Source organism: Microbacterium sp. HSID17254 (assembly GCF_003989315.1).
Taxonomy (GTDB): domain Bacteria; phylum Actinomycetota; class Actinomycetes; order Actinomycetales; family Microbacteriaceae; genus Microbacterium.
On the sequence record NZ_RBLT01000009.1, the window covers coordinates 1 to 18,260 of the forward strand.

Here is an 18,260-nt window from a genome sequence, read left to right on the forward strand (position 1 = left end):
CCGCGGCCCGCGGAGCCGATGCCGATGTCGTCGCCGTCGTCACGCCGGCGCAGGCCGCGGCGTTCGGCGCCGCGGGGTTCGAGCTGTTCGAGGGCAAGGAGGCGACCGCCGAGCGCGCCTACGACTGCCGCGCCTTCGTGTGCCGCCTGCCGGTGAGCGATCCGGCCGCGGTCTCGCGCGCACGGTGAGCGCCCCTCCCCGGCGCAGCGCTGTGCATTCTGCCTACCGCGCGGCGTCCGTCTGCCCGTCGAGTGCGCGCGATGCGCAGCTTCGAGTGCACGGTTTGCCCAGCGCCCGCGATCCGTTCTAGGGTGACGCGACCCCTCTCGGATCACAGCAAGGATGCTCTGACGATGACTCTCTCCGCCCGCGCCGGTCTCGACGCCGTGCCCGCCTACCGACAGGGGCGCTCCGCCCCGGCCGGTGCCTCCAAGCTCTCCTCGAACGAGTCCCCGCATCCGCCGCTGCCCTCCGTCGTGCGCGCCGTGCAGGACCGGGTGGCCAGCATCCACCGCTACCCGGACATGAGCGCCTCCGCGGTCCGGGAGGCGCTCGCCGCCCGGTACGCCGTTGACCCGGCGCAGGTGACCGTCGGCGCGGGCTCGGTGGAGATCGCCGCCCAGCTCATCCACGCGGTCGCCGGCGAGGGGGACGAGGTCGTCTTCGCATGGCGGTCCTTCGAGGCCTACCCCTCGCTCGTCCGGATCGCGGGCGCGACGCCCGTCGCCGTGCCGCTGGATGCCGATCACGGACACGATCTCGACGCGATGCGCGCCGCGATCACCCCGCGCACACGTCTCGTGTTCGTGTGCAACCCCAACAACCCGACCGGCACGGTCGTCGACGCCGAGGCCCTGGAGCGCTTCGTCGCCGCGGTGCCGCACGACGTCCTCGTCGTCATCGACGAGGCCTACGTGCACTTCGACCGCACGGAAAGCCGCGGCGCCGGGATCGAGCTGTTCCGTCGCCACCCGCACGTCGCGGTGCTGCACACGTTCTCCAAGGCGTACGGCCTGGCCGGGCTCCGCATCGGCTACGCGATCGCCCCCACCGCGATCGCCGAGGCGCAGCGCAAGGTGGCCGTGCCGTTCGGGGTCACCGACCTCGCCCAGGCCGCGGCCCTCGCCTCGCTCGCCGCGGAGGACGAGCTCGCCGTCCGCATCGACGAGGTCGTGGCGCAGCGCGATCGGCTGTACACCGTGCTCACCGCCGCCGGCTGGCCCGCCGTCCGCTCGCAGGCCAACTTCGTCTGGGTCCCCGCGGGGGAGCGCACCGCCGAACTCGACGCCCTCCTGCATGCCGGCGACGTGGTCGCCCGCGCCTTCCCCGGCGAGGGCATCCGCATCTCGTCCGGCTCCGCCGCCGACATCGACCGGGTGGAAGCCGCCCTCGAGACCGAGCTCGCCGAGGTGAACGCATGACCAACGATCCCGTGACCGAGGTCCCCGTCACCACGACGACCACGAAGGGCCTGCACCCGGGCCTCACCCGCCGCCAGATCTCCATGATGGGGCTCGGCGGCGCGATCGGCGCGGGGCTGTTCGTCGGCTCCGGGCAGGCGATCAGCATCGCGGGACCCGCCGTGCTCATCTCCTACCTCGTCGCGGGCGGCATCGTCGTGCTCGTGATGGCGATGCTCGCCGAGATGGTGGCGGCCCGCCCCAGCTCCGGCGCCTTCAGCTCCTACGCCCAGAAGGCCATGGGGCGCAGCGCCGGCAGCGCGGTGGGCTGGCTGTACTGGATCCAGCTCGTCGTCGTGATCGCCGCCGAGGCGACCGGCGCGGCCGGGATCGTGGCGAACTGGGTACCCGGGATCCCCGCGTGGGTGTGGGTGCTCGTGTTCGTCGTGGCGCTCACCGCGGTGAACCTCTTCGGCGTGCGCAACTACGGCCGTTTCGAGTTCTGGTTCGCGGCGATCAAGGTCGCCGCGATCATCGCCTTCCTCGTCGTCGGCGTGTGCGCCATCGTCGGACTCATCCCCGGTGTGCCGGCGACCGGCATCTCGAACCTGGTGGATGAGGGCGGCTTCGCCCCGCACGGCATCACGGGCATCGCCGCGGCGCTCCTCATCGTCGTCTTCGCGTTCGGCGGCACCGAGGTCGTCGCGATCGCGGCCGCCGAGTCGGACGACCCCTCCCGCAACATCCGCCGGATCGTGCGCGAGGTGCTGGTGCGCATCCTCGTCTTCTACGTCGGCTCGATCTTCGTCATCGTCGCGGTGCTCCCGTGGGACGACCCCGCCGTGCAGGCCGGTCCGTTCTCGGCGGTCCTGGACACCCTGAACGTGCCGGGCGTCGGCCTCGTGATGGACCTCATCGTGGTGATCGCGCTGCTCTCGGCCATGAACGCCAACATCTACGGCGCCTCCCGGATGGCGTACTCGCTGGGGGAACGCGGGCTGGCGCCGCTGTCCGTCACCCGGACGAGCCTCAAGGGCGTGCCGTTCGTCGCCGTCCTCGCCTCGGTGGCCTTCGGCTTCGTGACCGTCGGACTCAACTGGGCCTTCCCGGACGTGGTGCTCCCGGCGCTGCTGAACGTCGTGGGGTCGACCCTGCTGGTGATCTGGACGGCGACGGCGATCTCGCAGATCGTGCTGCGCCGGCGGGCCGACCGTGCCGGCGAGGCGATGCCCATGCGGCTCTGGGGCTTCCCCTGGGTGTCGTGGCTGTGCCTCGTGCTGCTCGCCGCCGTGATCGCGCTCGCGATGATCGACCCGGCTGCGCGCATCCAGCTGCTGCTCACGCTCGGGCTCACCGCGGTGTTGCTCGTCGTCGCCCGCCTGACGCGGGGTGTCTCCCGCCCCGGCATCGTCAAGGAGTGACGTGCGGATCGATCGCCTCGACGCCGCGCTGATCCGGCTGCTGACGGAGTCGCCGCAGCTGCCCCTCCTGGAGTGCGCGCGCCGGCTGGGCATCGCGCGGGGGACGGCCACGAGCCGTCTCGCGCGCCTGCACGAGGGTGGGGTGATTGAGGCGATCGTGCCGCGCATCGACCCCGCCGGCTTCGGGTACGGCGTCGTGGCGTTCTGTCTCGTCGAGATCGATCAGAAGGTGGGGCATGACGACGTCGCGACCGCCCTCGCGGACGCGGTGCCGGAGATCGTCGACATGCACACGGTGACCGGCGCGAGCGACATGCAGCTTCGGCTCGTCGCCCGCGATGCGACCCGCCTCCAGGAGGTGCTGGACCGGGTCGCCCTCGTGCCGGGGGTCGCGCGGACCGCGTCCTCCATCGCGATGCGCACGCATCTCTCGGGTCGCGTGCTCCCGCTCGTGGAGCACGTGGCCGACGAGGTTTCCTGACCCGGGCTCGGAGTCCGGTCGGTCAGACGCCGGTCAGACCCAGCCCGGCAGCCAGTTGTGCAGGCGCCAGAAGTCGTAGGGAACGCTCATCCCCGTCCACAGCGGCAGGAAGAACGCCGAGACGAGGACGACGACGACGAGGAAGATCAGGACGGTCCGCTGTCCCGACTGGCGGCGCGGGAGCGGGTCCTCCCGGCGCCCGGCGATGATCCGCAGTGTGGCGGTGAGTGCGAGCACGAGGAACGGCATCATCACGACCGTGTAGAACTGGAAGATCGTCCGGTCGGGGAACATCAGCCAGGGCAGATAGGTCACCGCGAGCCCCACGAGCGGGAGGCTGAGCGCCGGGCCGACCGGCTGCCGCGTGATCCACCCGCGGATGAGGCGGTAGAGCAGGTACACGCTGGCCGCGACGCCGCCGTACCAGATGAGCGGGTTGGGGATCGCCGAGATCACGCCGATGCAGTGGTCGACGCCGCAGCCGGTGGGGTCGCTGTCGACCCACACCGCGGTGGGGCGGAGCAGGAAGGGCCACTCCCACGCCGGGCTCGCGTACGGGTGCCCGCGGGTGAGGCCCACGTGGAACCCGAGCATGGCCTCGTGGTAGTTCCATAGGGCGATGAGCGGGTTCGGGTCGCTGCCGCGGTCGTAGCCGTTCGCCGTCACCAGCCATCCGGTCCAGCTCGCGAGGTAGACCGCGAGGGCGGGCACGACGAGGAGGACGAACGACACCGGCCCCTGCCGGAAGACCGCGGACGCCGGCCACACGACGACCCCGCCGCGGCGCCGGGCGAGGGCGTCGGTGATGACGACGAAGAGTCCGAAGCCCGCGAGCACGTACAGCCCCGACCACTTCACCGCCGAGGCGGCGCCGAGTGCGAGCCCCGCGGCGACGAGCCAGGGACGGCGCCAGAGGATCGGTCCCCACAGCGGGTGCTCGTCGTCGGGGTTCCGACGTTCGAGCAGGGGGATCGTGTGCTGGCGGTCGATGAGCACGAACAGCACGCCCAGCAGCACGAAGAAGGTGAGGATGCCGTCGAGCAGCGCGATGCGGCTCATCACGATGCTGAGGCCGTCGATCGCGAGGAGCGTCCCCGCCACCGTCGCCGCCACGACGGAGCCGGTCAGGCGTCGCGCGATGAGGAAGACCAGCAGCACCGATCCCGCACCGAGGACGGCGGTCGCCAGACGCCAGCCGGCGCTGTTGTCCGGGCCGCCGATGGCCATGCCCAGCGCGATGAGCCACTTCCCGAGCGGCGGGTGCACGATGAAGGCGCCCTTGTTCGTCAGCGGGAGCTCCTGCAGGGTGATGAAGGCGTCGTTCGCGTTTTCGCCCCACACCCCCTCGTACCCGAGGCTCCACAGCGACCAGGCGTCCTTGACGTAGTAGGTCTCGTCGAAGGCGAGCTGGTGCGGATGTCCGACGTTCGCCAGGCGCAGCACCGCCGCGAGGGCCGTGACCAGCAGCGGGGCCAGCCAGCCGATCGCCCGGCCCCAGTCCGGAGCCTGCAGCACGCGGTCGCGGAGTCGCTCGTAGCGCGTGAGCCGCTCCTCGGGGAGGGGCAGGAGGGGCTCGGGCGCGGTCACCGGTCCAGTCTAGACACACTCCGCCCTGTGCTCCCGGTATGCCGGCTCCGGTCCCGCTGCCGGTCCACGCCTAAGCTGGGCGGGTGATCATCCTCGCCGCGACCCCGATCGGAAACCTGGGCGATGCGTCGCGGCGACTCGTGGAGGTGCTGGAGAACGCGGAGATCGTCGTGGCGGAGGACACCCGCACGACGCAGCGCCTCCTGCAGGCCCTCGCGATCGACAACCGGCCCCGCTTGATCGCGCTGCACGACCACAACGAGAAGCAGAAGGCCGCGGAATTGGCCGCGCTCGCCGCGGAGACCGACCTCGTGGTGCTGAGCGATGCGGGCATGCCGACCGTGAGTGACCCGGGATACGGCCTCGTCGCCGAGGCGGTGGCGCAGGGGGTCACGGTGACCGCGATCCCGGGGCCCAGCGCGGTGCTCATGGCCCTGGCGATCTCGGGGCTGCCGACGGACCGCTTCACCTTCGAGGGGTTCCTGCCGCGGAAGCCGGGGGAGCGCCGGGCGACCCTTTCCGCCCTCGCCGCCGAGCCGCGCACGATGGTGTTCTTCGAGTCGCCCTCGCGCCTGGCGACGACCCTGACCGACATGGGGGCCGCTTTCGGCGCGGACCGCCGGATCGCCGTGTGCCGGGAGCTGACCAAGCTGTACGAGGAGGTCCGTCGTGGCACCGCGTCCGAGCTCGCCGCCTGGGCCGCCGACGGGGTGAAGGGAGAGATCGTGGTGGTCGTCGAGGGGGCGCCGCGGCGGGAGGCCTCGCCGGAGGACGCCCTCGCCCAGGTGCAGGCCCTGGTCGCGGACGGCACCCGCCTGAAGGATGCGGCCTCCGAGGTCGCGGCCCTGACGGGCTTGTCCTCCCGGGATCTGTATCAGGCGGCCCTGGCGGCGCGGTCGCGGTGACCCCCGTCGCAGATTCGCACCCCGGTTGCGGGGATGCGGGGGGCGGCTGCGGCATGAGCCCGGATCTGCGGCCTCCCGCGGGACAGGACCCGGTCGCGCGCGCCTACGACGCGAGGGCCGCGGAGTACCGGGAGGTCGCGGGAGACCTGGGACTGATGGATCCCCGTGACCGCGAGCTCATCCGGCGGTGGCGCGAGGAGACCCCGGGGCGGCTGCTCGATGCGGGCTGCGGCCCCGGGCACTGGATGGCCTTCCTGCACGGGGGCGAGGGGCGGGACGTCGAGGGGATCGACCTCTCCTCGGCTTTCATCCACGGGGCGCGGGCGCAGTATCCGCACCTCTCGTTCCATCACGGGTCGTTCCGGACGCTGCCGCAGGCATCGGGCACCGTCGGCGGCGTCCTCGCGTGGTACTCCGTGATCCACACGCCTCCGGCCGAGCTCCCGGACGTGTTCGCCGAGTTCGCCCGGGTGCTCGCCCCCGGCGGGAGCCTGCTCCTCGGCTTCTTCGTCGGCGAACCCCGGGTCGCCTTCTCCCATGCCGTCGCCCCCTCCTTCTTCTGGACCGCGGAGGCCCTGTCCCCGCTGCTCGCCGCGGCCGGCCTCGAGCTGCACTGGTCCGAGACCCGCGAGCGCGAACCCGGCGAGATCAGCTCCCGCCCGCACGGAGCCCTCCGCGCCCTCCGCTCCTGACCCGCCCGTCCACGCACGCCCTCGCAGGTCTGCACCGTGTCGCAGACCTGCACCGTGTCGCAGAGACTGGCCCCATCCCTGCGACACCGACGCGAATCTGCGCCCGCGCGCGGGAGGGGAAGGGGACACCGGGGGAGACTGTCCTACGCTGACAGGACCAGGACCAGGACCAGGACCAGAACCAGAACCCGCGAGCGAGAGGAGTCCGCGTGAGCAAGGCCGCGACGGTGTACGACGTCGCCGACCGCGCCGGAGTGTCGATCGCGACCGTGTCGCGGGTGTTGCGCTCGCCGGAGGCCGTCCGTCCGGTGACCCGGGAGCGGGTGCTCGACGCGGTCGCCGCGCTGGGGTACGTCCCCAGTGGGAGCGCGCGGGGTCTCGCGGAGCGCCGGACCGGGGTGCTGGGGCTGTACTTCCCCGGATTCGACGCCGCCGAGGACGCTCCGCCCCTCGACGTGCTGTCCGCCGCCGCCCGCCCGCCGTTCACGGTCGTGTCGGACGAGCAGGACGCGCCGCACTCCTCCATGCTGTTCCTCGACGAAGTCCTCCGCGGCGCCGAGCTGGAGGCGTGGAAGCAGGGGTTCGTGCTCATGGTGGGCGTCGGCCGCGACGATCCCGACCGCTCCACCGTCCGCGACATGGCCGGCCGCGTGGACGGGCTCATGGTGCTCGCCCGCAGCGTGCCGGACGCCGTGCTCGCCCGGCTGGCCCGCCGTATCCCGGTGGTCGTGCTCTCCGGACCGCCGCGGGGCGATGCCTACGACCACGTCACGGTGAGCAACGTCGAGGCGATGGGGGAGCTGACCCGTCACGTGCTGTCCCAGGTCGGGGAGGGGGAGATCGCGTTCCTCGCCGGCCCGGCCGACTCGCCCGACGCCGAGCAGCGGTGGGAGGGCGTGTCGACCGCGCTCGCCGCCGCGGGGCGCGATCCGGCAGCGGTACGCATCCTCCGGGGCGATTTCACCCGCGCCTCCGGACGTCGGGCGGGGGAGCGGCTCGCGCACGAGGGCGTGCCCGCCGCGCTCATCGCCGCCAACGACCAGATGGCCCTCGGGGCGATGGACGTGTTCCGCGGGGCGGGCGTGCGGGTGCCGGACGACGTCCTCGTCACGGGGTTCGACGGCATCGAGGCGGCGACCCTGGTGTCGCCGCCGCTGACCACGATCCGGCAGCCGATGATCGAGCTCGGACGCGCGGCGGTGCAGGTGCTCGCGCGACGGCTGGAACAGCCGGACGCCCCGCCGCTCACGACGCGCCTGCCCCTCCAGATCCTGCTTCGCGAGAGCTCCACGCGCCCGGCCTGAGCCGACGCGACCGCACCGCCCCGGACGACCCCCTGGCTCATCACGGGGTTGCCGATTCAAAATGTATGCGCTTACAATCTCGTGTACGGCTTCGGCCGGCAGGACTCCCCACCCCCCGGGGCGCCCTTCATGACAGAGACGACATGAGGTCATCCAGTGGCAGAGACGCACACCTTCCGACGCTGGCGCCGCGCCGCCGTCGTGGGGCTCGCGGCCGCAGCGGTCGCGCTCAGCGGCTGCAGCATCCAGATCAGCTCGCAGCCCGACCCCTCGATCGGCGACGACACGATGCTCATCAACGCCGACAAGGGCAACCCGTTCTTCACGCAGAACTTCAACCCCTACCTCACGAACACCCGGACGGCCTCGCGGTGGATCTACGAGCCGCTCATCCTGGTGAACCCGCTCGACGGTGAGCTCACCCCGTGGCTCGCGTCCGAGTGGACCCAGCCCGACGCCCGCACGATCGTGATGACGGTCCGCGACGGCGTGGAGTGGAGCGACGGCGAGCCTTTCACCCCGGAGGACGTGGCCTTCACGTTCCAGCTCATCAAGGACGAGCCTTCGCTCGACATCAAGGGCGCGTGGCAGCACATCGACCGCATCGAGGTCGACGGCGACGACGTGGTGTTCCACCTCCAGGGCGAGGACGCGCCGTCGCTCTCGATCCTCGGGCAGACCATGATCGTCCCCGAGCACCTGTGGGCCGACGTGGAGGACCCGGCCACCTGGCGCAACGAGGAGCCGGTCGGCACCGGCCCGTTCGTGCTCGGGAACTACAACGACCAGCAGTACTCGATGGACCGCAACCCCGACTACTGGCAGGCGGACAAGATCGAGATCGAGCACATCATCCTGCCGGCCACGAACACCCAGCTCGACACCGTGACCCGCGGTTACGACTGGGGCTACTCCTTCATCTCCGACGTCGAGGGGACCTGGGGGGCGGCGAGTCCCGACAACACCTGGTGGTTCCCGCCGGGCGGCGTCATCTCGCTCGTGCCCAACCTCGAGGTCGCCCCGTTCGACGACGTGAACGTCCGTCGCGGCATCGCGCTCGCGCTCGACCGGGAGGAGATCGCCGAGACCGCCTCCGAGGGGTACATGCAGCCCGCAGGGCAGACCGGCCTCATCCTGCCCAACCAGGAGAAGTACCTCGACCCGGAGATCCCGGACCAGGGCATGCTCGCGCAGGACCGCGACGCCGCGCTCGCGGCGTTCGCCGAGTCCGGGTACACCCTGCAGGGCGATCAGCTCGTCGGCCCGGACGGCGGGCAGCTCGCGTTCTCGCTGACCACGGCCAACGGATACTCCGACTGGACGCGCGCCGCCCAGACCGTGCAGCGCCAGCTCGCGGACGTCGGCGTCAAGGTGTCGCTCAAGCTCCCGCAGCCCGCCGGCTACCAGAGCGCGATCGGCACCGGCGACTTCGAGATGGCGATCGGCGGCATGGGCAACGGCGACGTGTACCAGGCCTACAACAGCCTGCTCTCCAGCGACTTCTACGTGCCGGCCGGCGAGGTCACGACCAACAACTTCGAGCGCTACCGCTCCCCGGAGGCCGACGCCCTGCTGGAGGAGTACCGCGCCACGATCGATCCCGACCGCCAGACCGAGATCGTGCACGAACTGCAGAGCATCGTCTACGAGCAGGTCCCCGTGATCGGCCTGTACTACGGCGGGATCTGGGGTCTGTTCAACGACGCGAAGTTCACCGGCTGGCCCTCCGCGGACGATCCGTACATGATCCCGCAGAACTACGACTCGGCACCGCTGGGCATCTTCACCCACCTGAAGCGCACGGACGGGGGAGACCAGTGAAGTACGTCCTCCAGAAGATCGGCTTGTTCCTGCTCACCCTGTGGGCCGCGATCACCCTGAACTTCTTCCTCCCGCGACTCATGCCCGGCTCTCCCGCCGACGCCGCGATCGCGAAGCTCTCCCAGAACGGTCCGGTCTCCGACGCCACGCGCGCCGCGATCGAGGCGCAGCTCGGAGTGCCGACCGGATCGATGTGGGACCAGTACGTGGCCTACCTCGGCCAGGTCGTGCGACTCGACTTCGGCGTCTCGTACACGTTCTACCCGCAGACCGTGTCGAGCATGGTCTCCACCGCGCTGCCGTACACGCTCGGCCTCGTCGGCATCGTCACGATCCTCGCCTTCGTGATCGGCACCCTCATCGGCGTGATGGCCGCCTGGAGGCGCGGCACGTGGCTGGACTCCCTGCCGACGCTGACCGGGTCGTTCCTCAGTACGTTCCCGTACTTCTGGACGGCGCTGCTGCTGCTGTTCTTCCTCGGCTACGTGCTGCACTGGTTCCCGACCACCGGCGCCTACTCGGCGACGACCACCCCGGGCTTCACCTGGGACTTCATCGTCGACCTCGTCCGGCACGCGTTCCTGCCGGCGCTGACGATCCTGCTCACCTCCCTCGGCGGCTGGATCATCGGCATGCGCAACGCGATGATCAATACCCTCGGCGAGGACTACATCACCTTCGGCGAGGCGAACGGCCTCCGCGGCCGCACGATCGCCCTCCGCTACGCGGCCCGCAACGCGATCCTGCCGAACCTCACCGGCTTCGGGCTCACGCTCGGCGGCGTGGTGGGCGGCTCGATCCTCGTCGAGCAGGTGTTCGGTTATCCGGGCATCGGCTACCTGCTGTTCAACGCCGTGATCGGGCAGGACTACCCGCTCATGCAGGCGCTCTTCCTGATGATCACCGTGAGCGTGCTCATCGCCAACTTCCTCGTGGACATCCTCTACGGGGTTCTCGACCCGAGGACTCGCCGATGACGACCCCGAACCCCACCCCCAGCACCGTGACCGTCAAGGTCCCCACCGCCCGCATCGCGGCGCCCAGCCCGTGGCGCGCCTTCGGCCGCATGGTCGGCACCCTGTGGTCCAACGGCAAGGCCCGCATCGGCCTCTGCCTCCTCGCGTTCTTCGTGCTCGTCGCCGTGTTCGCCCCGCTCCTGGCTCCGTACGGCCCGAAGGAGAACGGGTTCCCGCGCAACGCCGACGCCTCGTGGGAGCACTGGCTCGGCACGACCGCGGCCGGGGAGGACGTGCTCAGCCAGCTCATCTACGGTGCCCAGGTCAGCCTCCTCGTGGGCTTCGCGGCCGGGCTCCTCTCCACGATCGTGGCCGTGCTGATCGGTCTGAGCTGGGGCTACATGCGCGGCTTCGCGGGCGAGGTCGTCGGGTTCATCGTGAACCTCTTCCTCGTGATCCCGGGCCTGCCGCTGATGATCGTGATCGCGGCCTACCTGCAGAACGGCGGCATCCTCATGATCATCGCCGTGATCGTCGTGACCGGCTGGGCCTGGGGTGCCCGCGTGCTGCGCAGCCAGACCCAGTCCCTGCGCGGCAACGACTTCGTCACCTCGGCGCAGTTCTCCGGCGACAGCAGGGCGCGGATCGTCTTCCGCGAGATCCTGCCGAACATGACGTCGATCATCGCCGGCACCCTCTTCGGGGCGGCGACGGCGGCGATCCTCGCGGAGGCGGGGCTGGAGTTCCTCGGTCTGGGCGACTCCAGCATCGTCAGCTGGGGCACGATGCTCTACTGGGCGCAGAACTCGAACTCCCTGCTCACCGGCCAGTGGCTGCTGCTGTTCGCGCCCGGTCTGTGCATCGCGCTGCTCGCCCTCAGCCTCACACTCATCAACTTCGGCGTGGACGGCATCTCCAATCCGCGCCTGCGCGAAGGGAAGGGCCGATGAGCGCCATGGAGCACGACGACATCCTCCTCGACGTCCAGTCACTGTCCGTGGAGTACGCCTCCCCGGGGCAGGAGCCGGTGCCGGCCGTGCGCGACGTGTCGTTCGCGCTCCGGCGCGGCGAGTTCGTCGGGCTCGTCGGCGAGTCCGGGTCGGGCAAGTCCACGCTCGGCTTCGCGCTCACGCGGCTGCAGAAGCCGCCGGCGCGCATCAGCGGCGGCCGCATCCTGTTCGACGGCCGCGACATCCGCGAGCTCGACGCCGAAGAACTGCGGCGTCAGCGGCAGGGCGGCTTCGCGATGGTGCTGCAGTCCGGCATGAACGCGCTGAACCCCGTGCGGACCGTGGGCAACCACTTCCGCGACATCTTCGCCGCGCACGGTCATGTGCCCGCCGAGCAGCGCCAGGCCAGGGCGCGGGAGCTCGTCGGCAAGGTGGGGCTCAAGCCGGAGGTGCTCGACCGATACCCCGGTGAGCTCTCCGGCGGCATGCGCCAGCGCGCGTCGATCGCCCTCGCCCTCTCGCTCGAACCCCAGCTGATGGTGTTCGACGAGCCCACCACCGCGCTCGACGTGCTCGTCCAGCACGCGGTCATGGACACGATCCAGGAGCTGCAGCGGTCCGAGCGCTTCACGGCGATCCTCATCAGCCACGACCTCGGGATCGTCCTCGAGGCGACCGACCGGGTGATGGTCATGCACGAGGGCCGCATCGTGGAGGACGCCCGCAGCCAGGACATCCTGCACCGCCCGCAGGACGAGTACACCCGGATGCTGCTGAGCCACTACGCCGACCCGCGCGCCGAGAAGATCGAGATCTCCGGGTTCGTCGATCTCGGCACCCGTCGCCGGGAGGGACGCAGCCGTACGGACGTCACCGAGACCCTGCCGACCGTGTCTCCGCGGGACGCCCGGCGGGCCGACGCCGCGATCGTGGTGGAGGGCGTGACCAAGCGCTATCCGGCACCGCGCCGCGGCCAGGATCCGGTCGTCGCGGTCGACGACGTGTCCTTCCGCCTGGAGCCGGGGGAGGCGCTGGCGCTGGTCGGTGCCTCCGGCTCGGGCAAGTCGACGATCGCGAAGATGCTCACCGGGGTCGAGAAGCCGACCTCGGGCCGCATCCGCTTCGGCGATGTCGATGTCGCGGCCCTGAAGCGCCGAGGACTCCGCGACCTCCGCAAGGACGTGCAGATGGTGTTCCAGGATCCGTACGCGGCCCTGAACCCGCTGCACACCGTCGAGTACGCCCTGACCCGTCCCGTCGTGAACTACACGAGGCTGCGCGGGGCGGAGGCCAGGGCCCGGGTGCTCGAACTGCTGGAGACGGTGGGCCTCACGCCCGTCGAGCAGTTCGCCGCCAAGCTGCCGCACCAGCTCTCCGGCGGGCAGCGGCAGCGCGTGGTGATCGCCAGGGCGCTCGCGAGCGACCCGCAGGTGCTCATCGCGGACGAGCCGGTGTCGATGCTCGACGTGTCGCTCCGCGCCGGCGTGCTCGCGCTGCTGGAGGACCTCCGCGAACGGTGGGGCATCAGCATGCTCTACATCACCCACGATCTGCTGAGCGCGCGGCTCGTCACCGAGAACATCCTCGTGCTCAACAGCGGCCGCGTCGTCGAGCGGGGCGAGACCTCGCAGGTGCTGCAGCATCCGGAGGACCCGTACACGGTCGAACTGCTCGACGCCGTGCCGAACCCCGCCCGCGCCCGCTGACGCGCACCGAACGACTGCAAGAAAGAGAGAGGAGCGCATCCGTGCTCGCATTCCCCGACGGCTTCCTCTGGGGCGCCGCGACCGCCGCCCACCAGGTGGAGGGCAACAACACCACGAGCAACTGGTGGGCGATGGAACACGCCCCCGACTCGCCCATGGTCGAGCCCTCCGGTGACGCCGCCGACCATTTCCACCGCTACCCGGAGGACATGCGGCTGCTCGCCGAGGCCGGGCTGAACTCCTACCGGTTCTCGGTCGAGTGGGCGCGGATCGAGCCGGAGCGCGGGTTCGTCTCGCGGGCGATGCTCGACCACTACCGCCGGATGATCGACACCGCCAGGGAGAACGGGCTGGACCCGACGGTCACCCTCATGCACTTCACGGTGCCGCAGTGGTTCCAGAAGGACGGCTTCTGGCGTGCCGGCGACGCCGTGGACCTGTTCTCCCGCTACGTGGAGTCCGTGCTGCCGATCCTCGACGGCGTGCGCTACGTGTGCACCATCAACGAGCCGAACATCGCGGCGATGCTGGCCGGAGGCGAGGACGCGGCGAACCTCGTCGCCTACGGCCTGCCGAATCCGGACCTCGGCGTCGCGGACACCCTGCTGACGGCCCACCGGCGCGCGGCCGAGATCCTGCACACGGTTCCCGGGGTGCAGGCGGGCTGGACGATCGCCACCCAGGCCTTCCACTCCACCGGCGAGCCCGGCGCCGACGAGATGCTCGCGACGTACGGCGACCCGCGCGACCACTGGTACCTGGAGCAGTCCGCCGGAGACGACTTCGTGGGCGTGCAGGCCTACACCCGCACGTTCATCGGTCCGGAGGGGCCACTGCCGGTGTCGCCGGACGTGGAGACGACGCTCACGGGCTGGGAGTTCTTCCCCGAGGCCCTCGAACTGGGCGTCCGGAGCGCGTGGGAGCGCAGCGGCGGCGTCCCCGTGCTCGTCACGGAGAACGGCATCGCCACGGCCGACGACACCCGGCGCATCGCCTACACGCAGGGCGCGCTGGAGGGGCTGCACCGCGCCATCAGCGACGGCATCGAGGTCCGCGCCTACCAGCACTGGAGCGCGCTGGACAACTACGAATGGGCGAGTGGATTCCGGCCGACGTTCGGTCTCATCGGCTTCGACCACGAGACCTTCGAGCGGTTCCCGAAGCCCTCGCTGGCCTGGCTCGGCGAGGTCGCCCGCCGCAATGGGCTCTGACGAGCCGCACGGCGTAACCACGGGCATGGGGGCACCTAGAATTGTCCCCATGCCCGCTGGCGACTCCTTCTACATCACCACGCCGATCTACTACCCCTCCGATGTGCCGCACATCGGTCACGGGTACACGACGGTGGCCGTCGACACGCTCGCACGGTGGCACCGCCAGGCGGGCGACGACACCTGGATGCTGACGGGCACCGACGAGCACGGTCAGAAGATGCTGCGGGCCGCGGCCGCCAACGGCGTCACCCCGCAGGAGTGGGTCGACAAGCTCGTCAGCGAGAGCTGGTTCCCGCTGCTGAAGACCCTCGACGTCGCGAACGACGACTTCATCCGCACCACGCAGGAGCGGCACGAGACGAACGTGCAGACGTTCTTCCAGCGGCTCTACGACCGCGGGTACATCTACGCGGGCGAGTACGAGGCGCTCTACTGTGTGGGCTGCGAGGAGTTCAAGCCGGAGTCGGAGATCGTCGACGGCACCGGTCCCTTCGAGGGGCTGAAGGTCTGCGCCATCCACTCCAAGCCGCTCGAGCTGCTGCAGGAGAAGAACTACTTCTTCAAGCTCAGCGAGTTCCAGGACCGCCTGCTCGAGCTCTACAAGACCGAGCCCGACTTCGTGCGGCCCGATTCGGCGCGCAACGAGGTCGTCTCCTTCGTGAGCCAGGGCCTCAAGGACCTGTCGATCTCCCGCTCGACCTTCGACTGGGGCATCCCGCTGCCGTGGGACGAGTCGCACGTCATCTACGTGTGGGTCGACGCGCTGCTCAACTACGCCACGGCCGTCGGCTACGGCTCCGACGAGGAGACCTTCGCGCGCCGCTGGCCCGCGTACCACGTGGTCGGCAAGGACATCCTGCGCTTCCACGCCGTGATCTGGCCGGCGCTGCTGATGGCGGCCGGGCTCGATGTGCCGAAGGGCGTCTTCGCGCACGGCTGGCTGCTCGTGGGTGGCGAGAAGATGTCGAAGTCGAAGCTCACCGGCATCGCGCCGACCGAGATCACCGACGTCTTCGGCTCCGACGCGTACCGCTTCTACTTCCTGTCGGCGATCGCGTTCGGCCAGGACGGCTCGTTCTCCTGGGAGGACCTCTCCGCGCGGTACCAGGCCGAGCTCGCGAACGGCTTCGGCAACCTCGCCTCGCGCACGACCGCGATGATCGAGAAGTACTTCGAGGGCATCGTGCCGCCGGCGGCCGAGTACACCGAGGCCGACCTCGCGATCCAGCGGATCGTCGCGGACGCCGCGACGAAGGCGGACGGCGCGATCGGCCAGTTCCGCATCGACGAGGCGATCTCCGCGATCTGGACCATCGTCGACGCGCTCAACGGCTACATCACCGAGAACGAGCCGTGGGCGCTCGCCCGCGACGAGGACCAGCGCGAGCGTCTGGGCACCGTGCTCTACACGTGCGCCGAGGGGCTGCGGGCGCTGGCCGTGCTGCTGTCGCCGGTGATGCCGCAGTCGACCGAGAAGCTGTGGATCGCGCTCGGCGCCGCGGAGGCCCTGGGGCGGCTGCAGGACCAGCCGATCCGCGAGGCGGGGGCCTGGGGCGTGCTGAAGCCGGGCACGAGCGTCAACGGCCTCGCGCCGCTGTTCCCGCGCGTGGAGTCCACGGCCTGACATCCGGGCAGGACACCATGGCGGAGACCTACGTGCGCGAGCGCTCGGGCGACGGGCGCAAGGACCGGACCTATCCGGCGGCCCCGGAGCCCCTCGCGGTGCCCGTGTACGACAACCACGCGCACCTCGAGATCGCCGATGGTGACCAGCCCATGTCTCTCAAGACCCAGCTCGACCGGGCGGAGGCCGTCGGTGTCATCGGCGTCGTGCAGGCGTCCGGAGACATCGAGTCGTCCCGCTGGGCGGTCGAGGCCGCCGCGTCCGACCCCCGGGTCCTCGCCGCGGTCGCCATCCACCCGAACGATGCCCCGACGTACGCGGAGGAGGGGCGCCTCGACGAGGCGCTCGCGGTCATCGACGAGCTCGCCGCCCATCCGCGCACGCGCGCGATCGGCGAGACCGGGCTCGACTTCTTCCGCACCGAACCGGAGCGCCGTGCGCCGCAGTTCGCCTCCTTCGAGGCGCACATCGCGCTCGCGAAGAAGCACGGCATCGCGATGCAGATCCACGACCGGGATGCGCACGAGGCCGTGCTGGAGACGCTGACGCGGGTCGGGGCCCCCGAGCGCACCGTGTTCCACTGCTTCTCCGGCGACGAGGCGATGGCTCGGGTGTGCGCCGACGCGGGCTACTACCTGTCGTTCGCCGGGAACGTGACGTTCAAGAACGCGCAGAACCTGCGCGACGCGCTGAAGGTCACCCCGCTCGATCGCCTCCTCGTCGAGACGGACGCTCCGTTCCTCACGCCGGTCCCGCTGCGGGGCCGCCCGAACGCGCCGTACCTCGTGCCTCTCACGGTGCGCTTCCTGGCCGCGGAGCTCGACCTGGACGTGGAAGAGCTCTCCGCGCAGCTCGCCGAGAACACGCTGCGGGTCTACGGCTCGTTCGCCGGCTGACCCTCCCGATCGACGTCCTCGGGCCCGGTCTCGGCGACGGGCTTGGCACTGACGATGTGCGAGATGGGCTTCCACACCAGCACCAGGGTGATCGCCGCCCCGCCGAAGGCGAACCACCACGGTGCCGTCAGGCCCCAGGTCTGCGCGATGACGCCGCCGAGGGCCTGACCGACGATCATGCCGCCGAAGACGCCGACCATGTTGACCGAGGCCACGCGCCCCTGGAGGGAAGCGGGGACGAGGCGCTGCCGGACGGTCGTGGAGATCGTGCCCCACACGAAGGCGTACGCCCCGAAGAAGAACATGATGACGAGGGCCACCGTGCCCGTGGTGGTCAGCGCGAACGCGAGATGCATGAGCACCTCGAGCGAGAGGACGATGCGCATCAGGCTCGCGAACGACACGTGCCGTTCCAGCCAGCCGAAGCTCAGAGTCGCGAGGATGCCGCCCGCCGCGGACGCCGTGGTGAGCGCGCCGTAACCCACGGGCCCCATCTGCAGGTGCTCGGTGGCGTAGAGCACGAGCACGCCCCACGGCGCGGCCCAGGTCACGTTGAAGACGAGGATGATGAGCACGAGCATGCGCACCGGCGGATTGCGCCACAGCCAGCGCAGACCCTCCGCGATGTCGGTGTGCACCGGCGGGTGGCTCTCGGTCTCCCGCGGCGGGACGGGCGTGCGGGCCATGCGGGAGATGAGGACGATCGCGAGCGTCACGCACAGCACCTCGACGAGGAACGGCCATGCGCTCCCGGCGGCGAAGAGGAACGCGCCCAGCGGCGGCCCGGCGAACTGGTTGGCGACGAGATACCCGGCCTGCAGGCGCGCGTTCCCGATACCGAGGTCTGCCGGCTTCACGAGCATCGGCAGCAATGTGCTCCCCGCGGTGTCGACGAAGACCTCGGCGGTGCCGTAGAGGAACGCGACGGCGAGGACGATCCCGATGTTCGCGGTTCCCGTCACGAGGAACACGCAGAGGGCCGCGAGCACGACGGCGCGCACGGCGTTGGCGGTCATCACCAGGCGCCGCCGATCGAAGCGGTCGGCGATGGCCCCTGCGTGCAGTCCGAAGAGCAGCCACGGTAGGAACTGCAGGATGGCGCCGGAGGCCACGAGGATCGGCGACGACGTCATCGACGCGATGAGCAGGGGAGCGGCGGCCAGCGCCACACCGTCTCCGATGTTGCTCGTCCACGACGACGCGAGCAGCCAGCGGAAATCCCTGCCCAGGCGCCGCGGAGCGATCAGTTCACCGAGGGAGGGCACCTCCGAAGGATAGCGATGATCACGGACATCACCCAGGA

The 18,260-nt window shown here is 70.7% G+C and carries 15 protein-coding genes and 1 pseudogene; 14 read left to right on the forward strand and 2 right to left on the reverse strand.

What is annotated here, in order from left to right; genetic code table 11:
* The 4 genes and pseudogenes from D8M34_RS18960 to D8M34_RS07080 form a co-directional block, all read left to right on the forward strand.
* Window positions 1-188 (forward strand): annotated as a pseudogene (locus D8M34_RS18960) (thioredoxin domain-containing protein); the annotation flags it as partial.
* A 165-nt stretch (window positions 189-353) separates the two neighbouring features.
* Window positions 354-1,421, forward strand: a complete 1,068-nt coding sequence (gene hisC, locus D8M34_RS07070; RefSeq protein ID WP_126893575.1) for a histidinol-phosphate transaminase — start codon at window positions 354-356, stop codon at window positions 1,419-1,421.
* On the forward strand, window positions 1,418-2,821 hold the full coding sequence (locus tag D8M34_RS07075; protein WP_126893576.1) for an amino acid permease: 1,404 nt from the start codon (window positions 1,418-1,420) through the stop codon (window positions 2,819-2,821). The genes hisC and D8M34_RS07075 overlap by 4 nt, the downstream gene beginning before the upstream one ends.
* A 1-nt stretch (window position 2,822) precedes the next feature.
* Window positions 2,823-3,302: an Lrp/AsnC family transcriptional regulator gene (locus tag D8M34_RS07080; protein ID WP_025105602.1), complete on the forward strand. Its 480-nt coding sequence runs from the start codon at window positions 2,823-2,825 to the stop codon at window positions 3,300-3,302.
* Between the two features lie 33 nt (window positions 3,303-3,335).
* On the opposite strand, the gene D8M34_RS07085 is transcribed toward D8M34_RS07080, so the two are convergent.
* Window positions 3,336-4,889: a dolichyl-phosphate-mannose--protein mannosyltransferase gene (locus D8M34_RS07085; protein WP_126893577.1), complete on the reverse strand. Its 1,554-nt coding sequence runs from the start codon at window positions 4,887-4,889 to the stop codon at window positions 3,336-3,338.
* Between the two features lie 83 nt (window positions 4,890-4,972).
* Between D8M34_RS07085 and rsmI the strand changes: the two genes are divergently transcribed.
* The 10 genes from rsmI (at window position 4,973) to D8M34_RS07135 (ending at window position 16,957) form a co-directional block, all read left to right on the forward strand.
* Window positions 4,973-5,794: a 16S rRNA (cytidine(1402)-2'-O)-methyltransferase gene (gene rsmI / locus D8M34_RS07090; protein ID WP_025105604.1), complete on the forward strand. Its 822-nt coding sequence runs from the start codon at window positions 4,973-4,975 to the stop codon at window positions 5,792-5,794.
* Window positions 5,795-5,847: 53 nt separating this feature from the next.
* Window positions 5,848-6,486, forward strand: a complete 639-nt coding sequence (locus D8M34_RS07095; RefSeq protein WP_126893578.1) for a class I SAM-dependent methyltransferase — start codon at window positions 5,848-5,850, stop codon at window positions 6,484-6,486.
* Window positions 6,487-6,695: 209 nt separating this feature from the next.
* Window positions 6,696-7,790: a LacI family DNA-binding transcriptional regulator gene (locus D8M34_RS07100; RefSeq protein WP_025105606.1), complete on the forward strand. Its 1,095-nt coding sequence runs from the start codon at window positions 6,696-6,698 to the stop codon at window positions 7,788-7,790.
* A 156-nt stretch (window positions 7,791-7,946) separates the two neighbouring features.
* Window positions 7,947-9,611 (forward strand): ABC transporter substrate-binding protein, encoded by a 1,665-nt coding sequence (locus tag D8M34_RS07105; protein WP_126893579.1) that lies wholly within the window; start codon window positions 7,947-7,949, stop codon window positions 9,609-9,611.
* A complete protein-coding gene (locus D8M34_RS07110) occupies window positions 9,608-10,588 on the forward strand; it encodes an ABC transporter permease (protein ID WP_025105608.1) in 981 nt (326 codons plus the stop codon). The genes D8M34_RS07105 and D8M34_RS07110 overlap by 4 nt, the downstream gene beginning before the upstream one ends.
* Window positions 10,585-11,517 carry an ABC transporter permease gene (locus tag D8M34_RS07115; protein WP_025105609.1) on the forward strand — a complete coding sequence of 311 codons (933 nt, stop codon included), beginning with the start codon at window positions 10,585-10,587 and terminating at the stop codon, window positions 11,515-11,517. Before D8M34_RS07110 ends, D8M34_RS07115 begins: the two co-directional genes overlap by 4 nt.
* 5 nt (window positions 11,518-11,522) lie before the next feature.
* Complete coding sequence (locus tag D8M34_RS07120) at window positions 11,523-13,223, forward strand: ABC transporter ATP-binding protein (protein WP_126893647.1); 1,701 nt, start codon at window positions 11,523-11,525, stop codon at window positions 13,221-13,223.
* Window positions 13,224-13,264: 41 nt separating this feature from the next.
* Entirely contained in the window at window positions 13,265-14,434 is a 1,170-nt protein-coding gene (locus D8M34_RS07125) for a glycoside hydrolase family 1 protein (RefSeq protein WP_126893580.1), read from the forward strand.
* 49 nt (window positions 14,435-14,483) lie between these two features.
* Window positions 14,484-16,061, forward strand: a complete 1,578-nt coding sequence (metG, locus tag D8M34_RS07130) for a methionine--tRNA ligase (RefSeq protein ID WP_126893581.1) — start codon at window positions 14,484-14,486, stop codon at window positions 16,059-16,061.
* Between the two features lie 17 nt (window positions 16,062-16,078).
* The gene (locus tag D8M34_RS07135) at window positions 16,079-16,957 is read left to right on the forward strand and encodes a TatD family hydrolase (RefSeq protein WP_126893582.1); all 879 of its coding nucleotides are present in this window, start codon (window positions 16,079-16,081) and stop codon (window positions 16,955-16,957) included.
* On the opposite strand, the gene D8M34_RS07140 is transcribed toward D8M34_RS07135, so the two are convergent.
* A complete protein-coding gene (locus D8M34_RS07140; RefSeq protein ID WP_126893583.1) occupies window positions 16,936-18,222 on the reverse strand; it encodes an MFS transporter in 1,287 nt (428 codons plus the stop codon). The genes D8M34_RS07135 and D8M34_RS07140 overlap by 22 nt on opposite strands.
* Window positions 18,223-18,260: the final 38 nt, after the last annotated feature.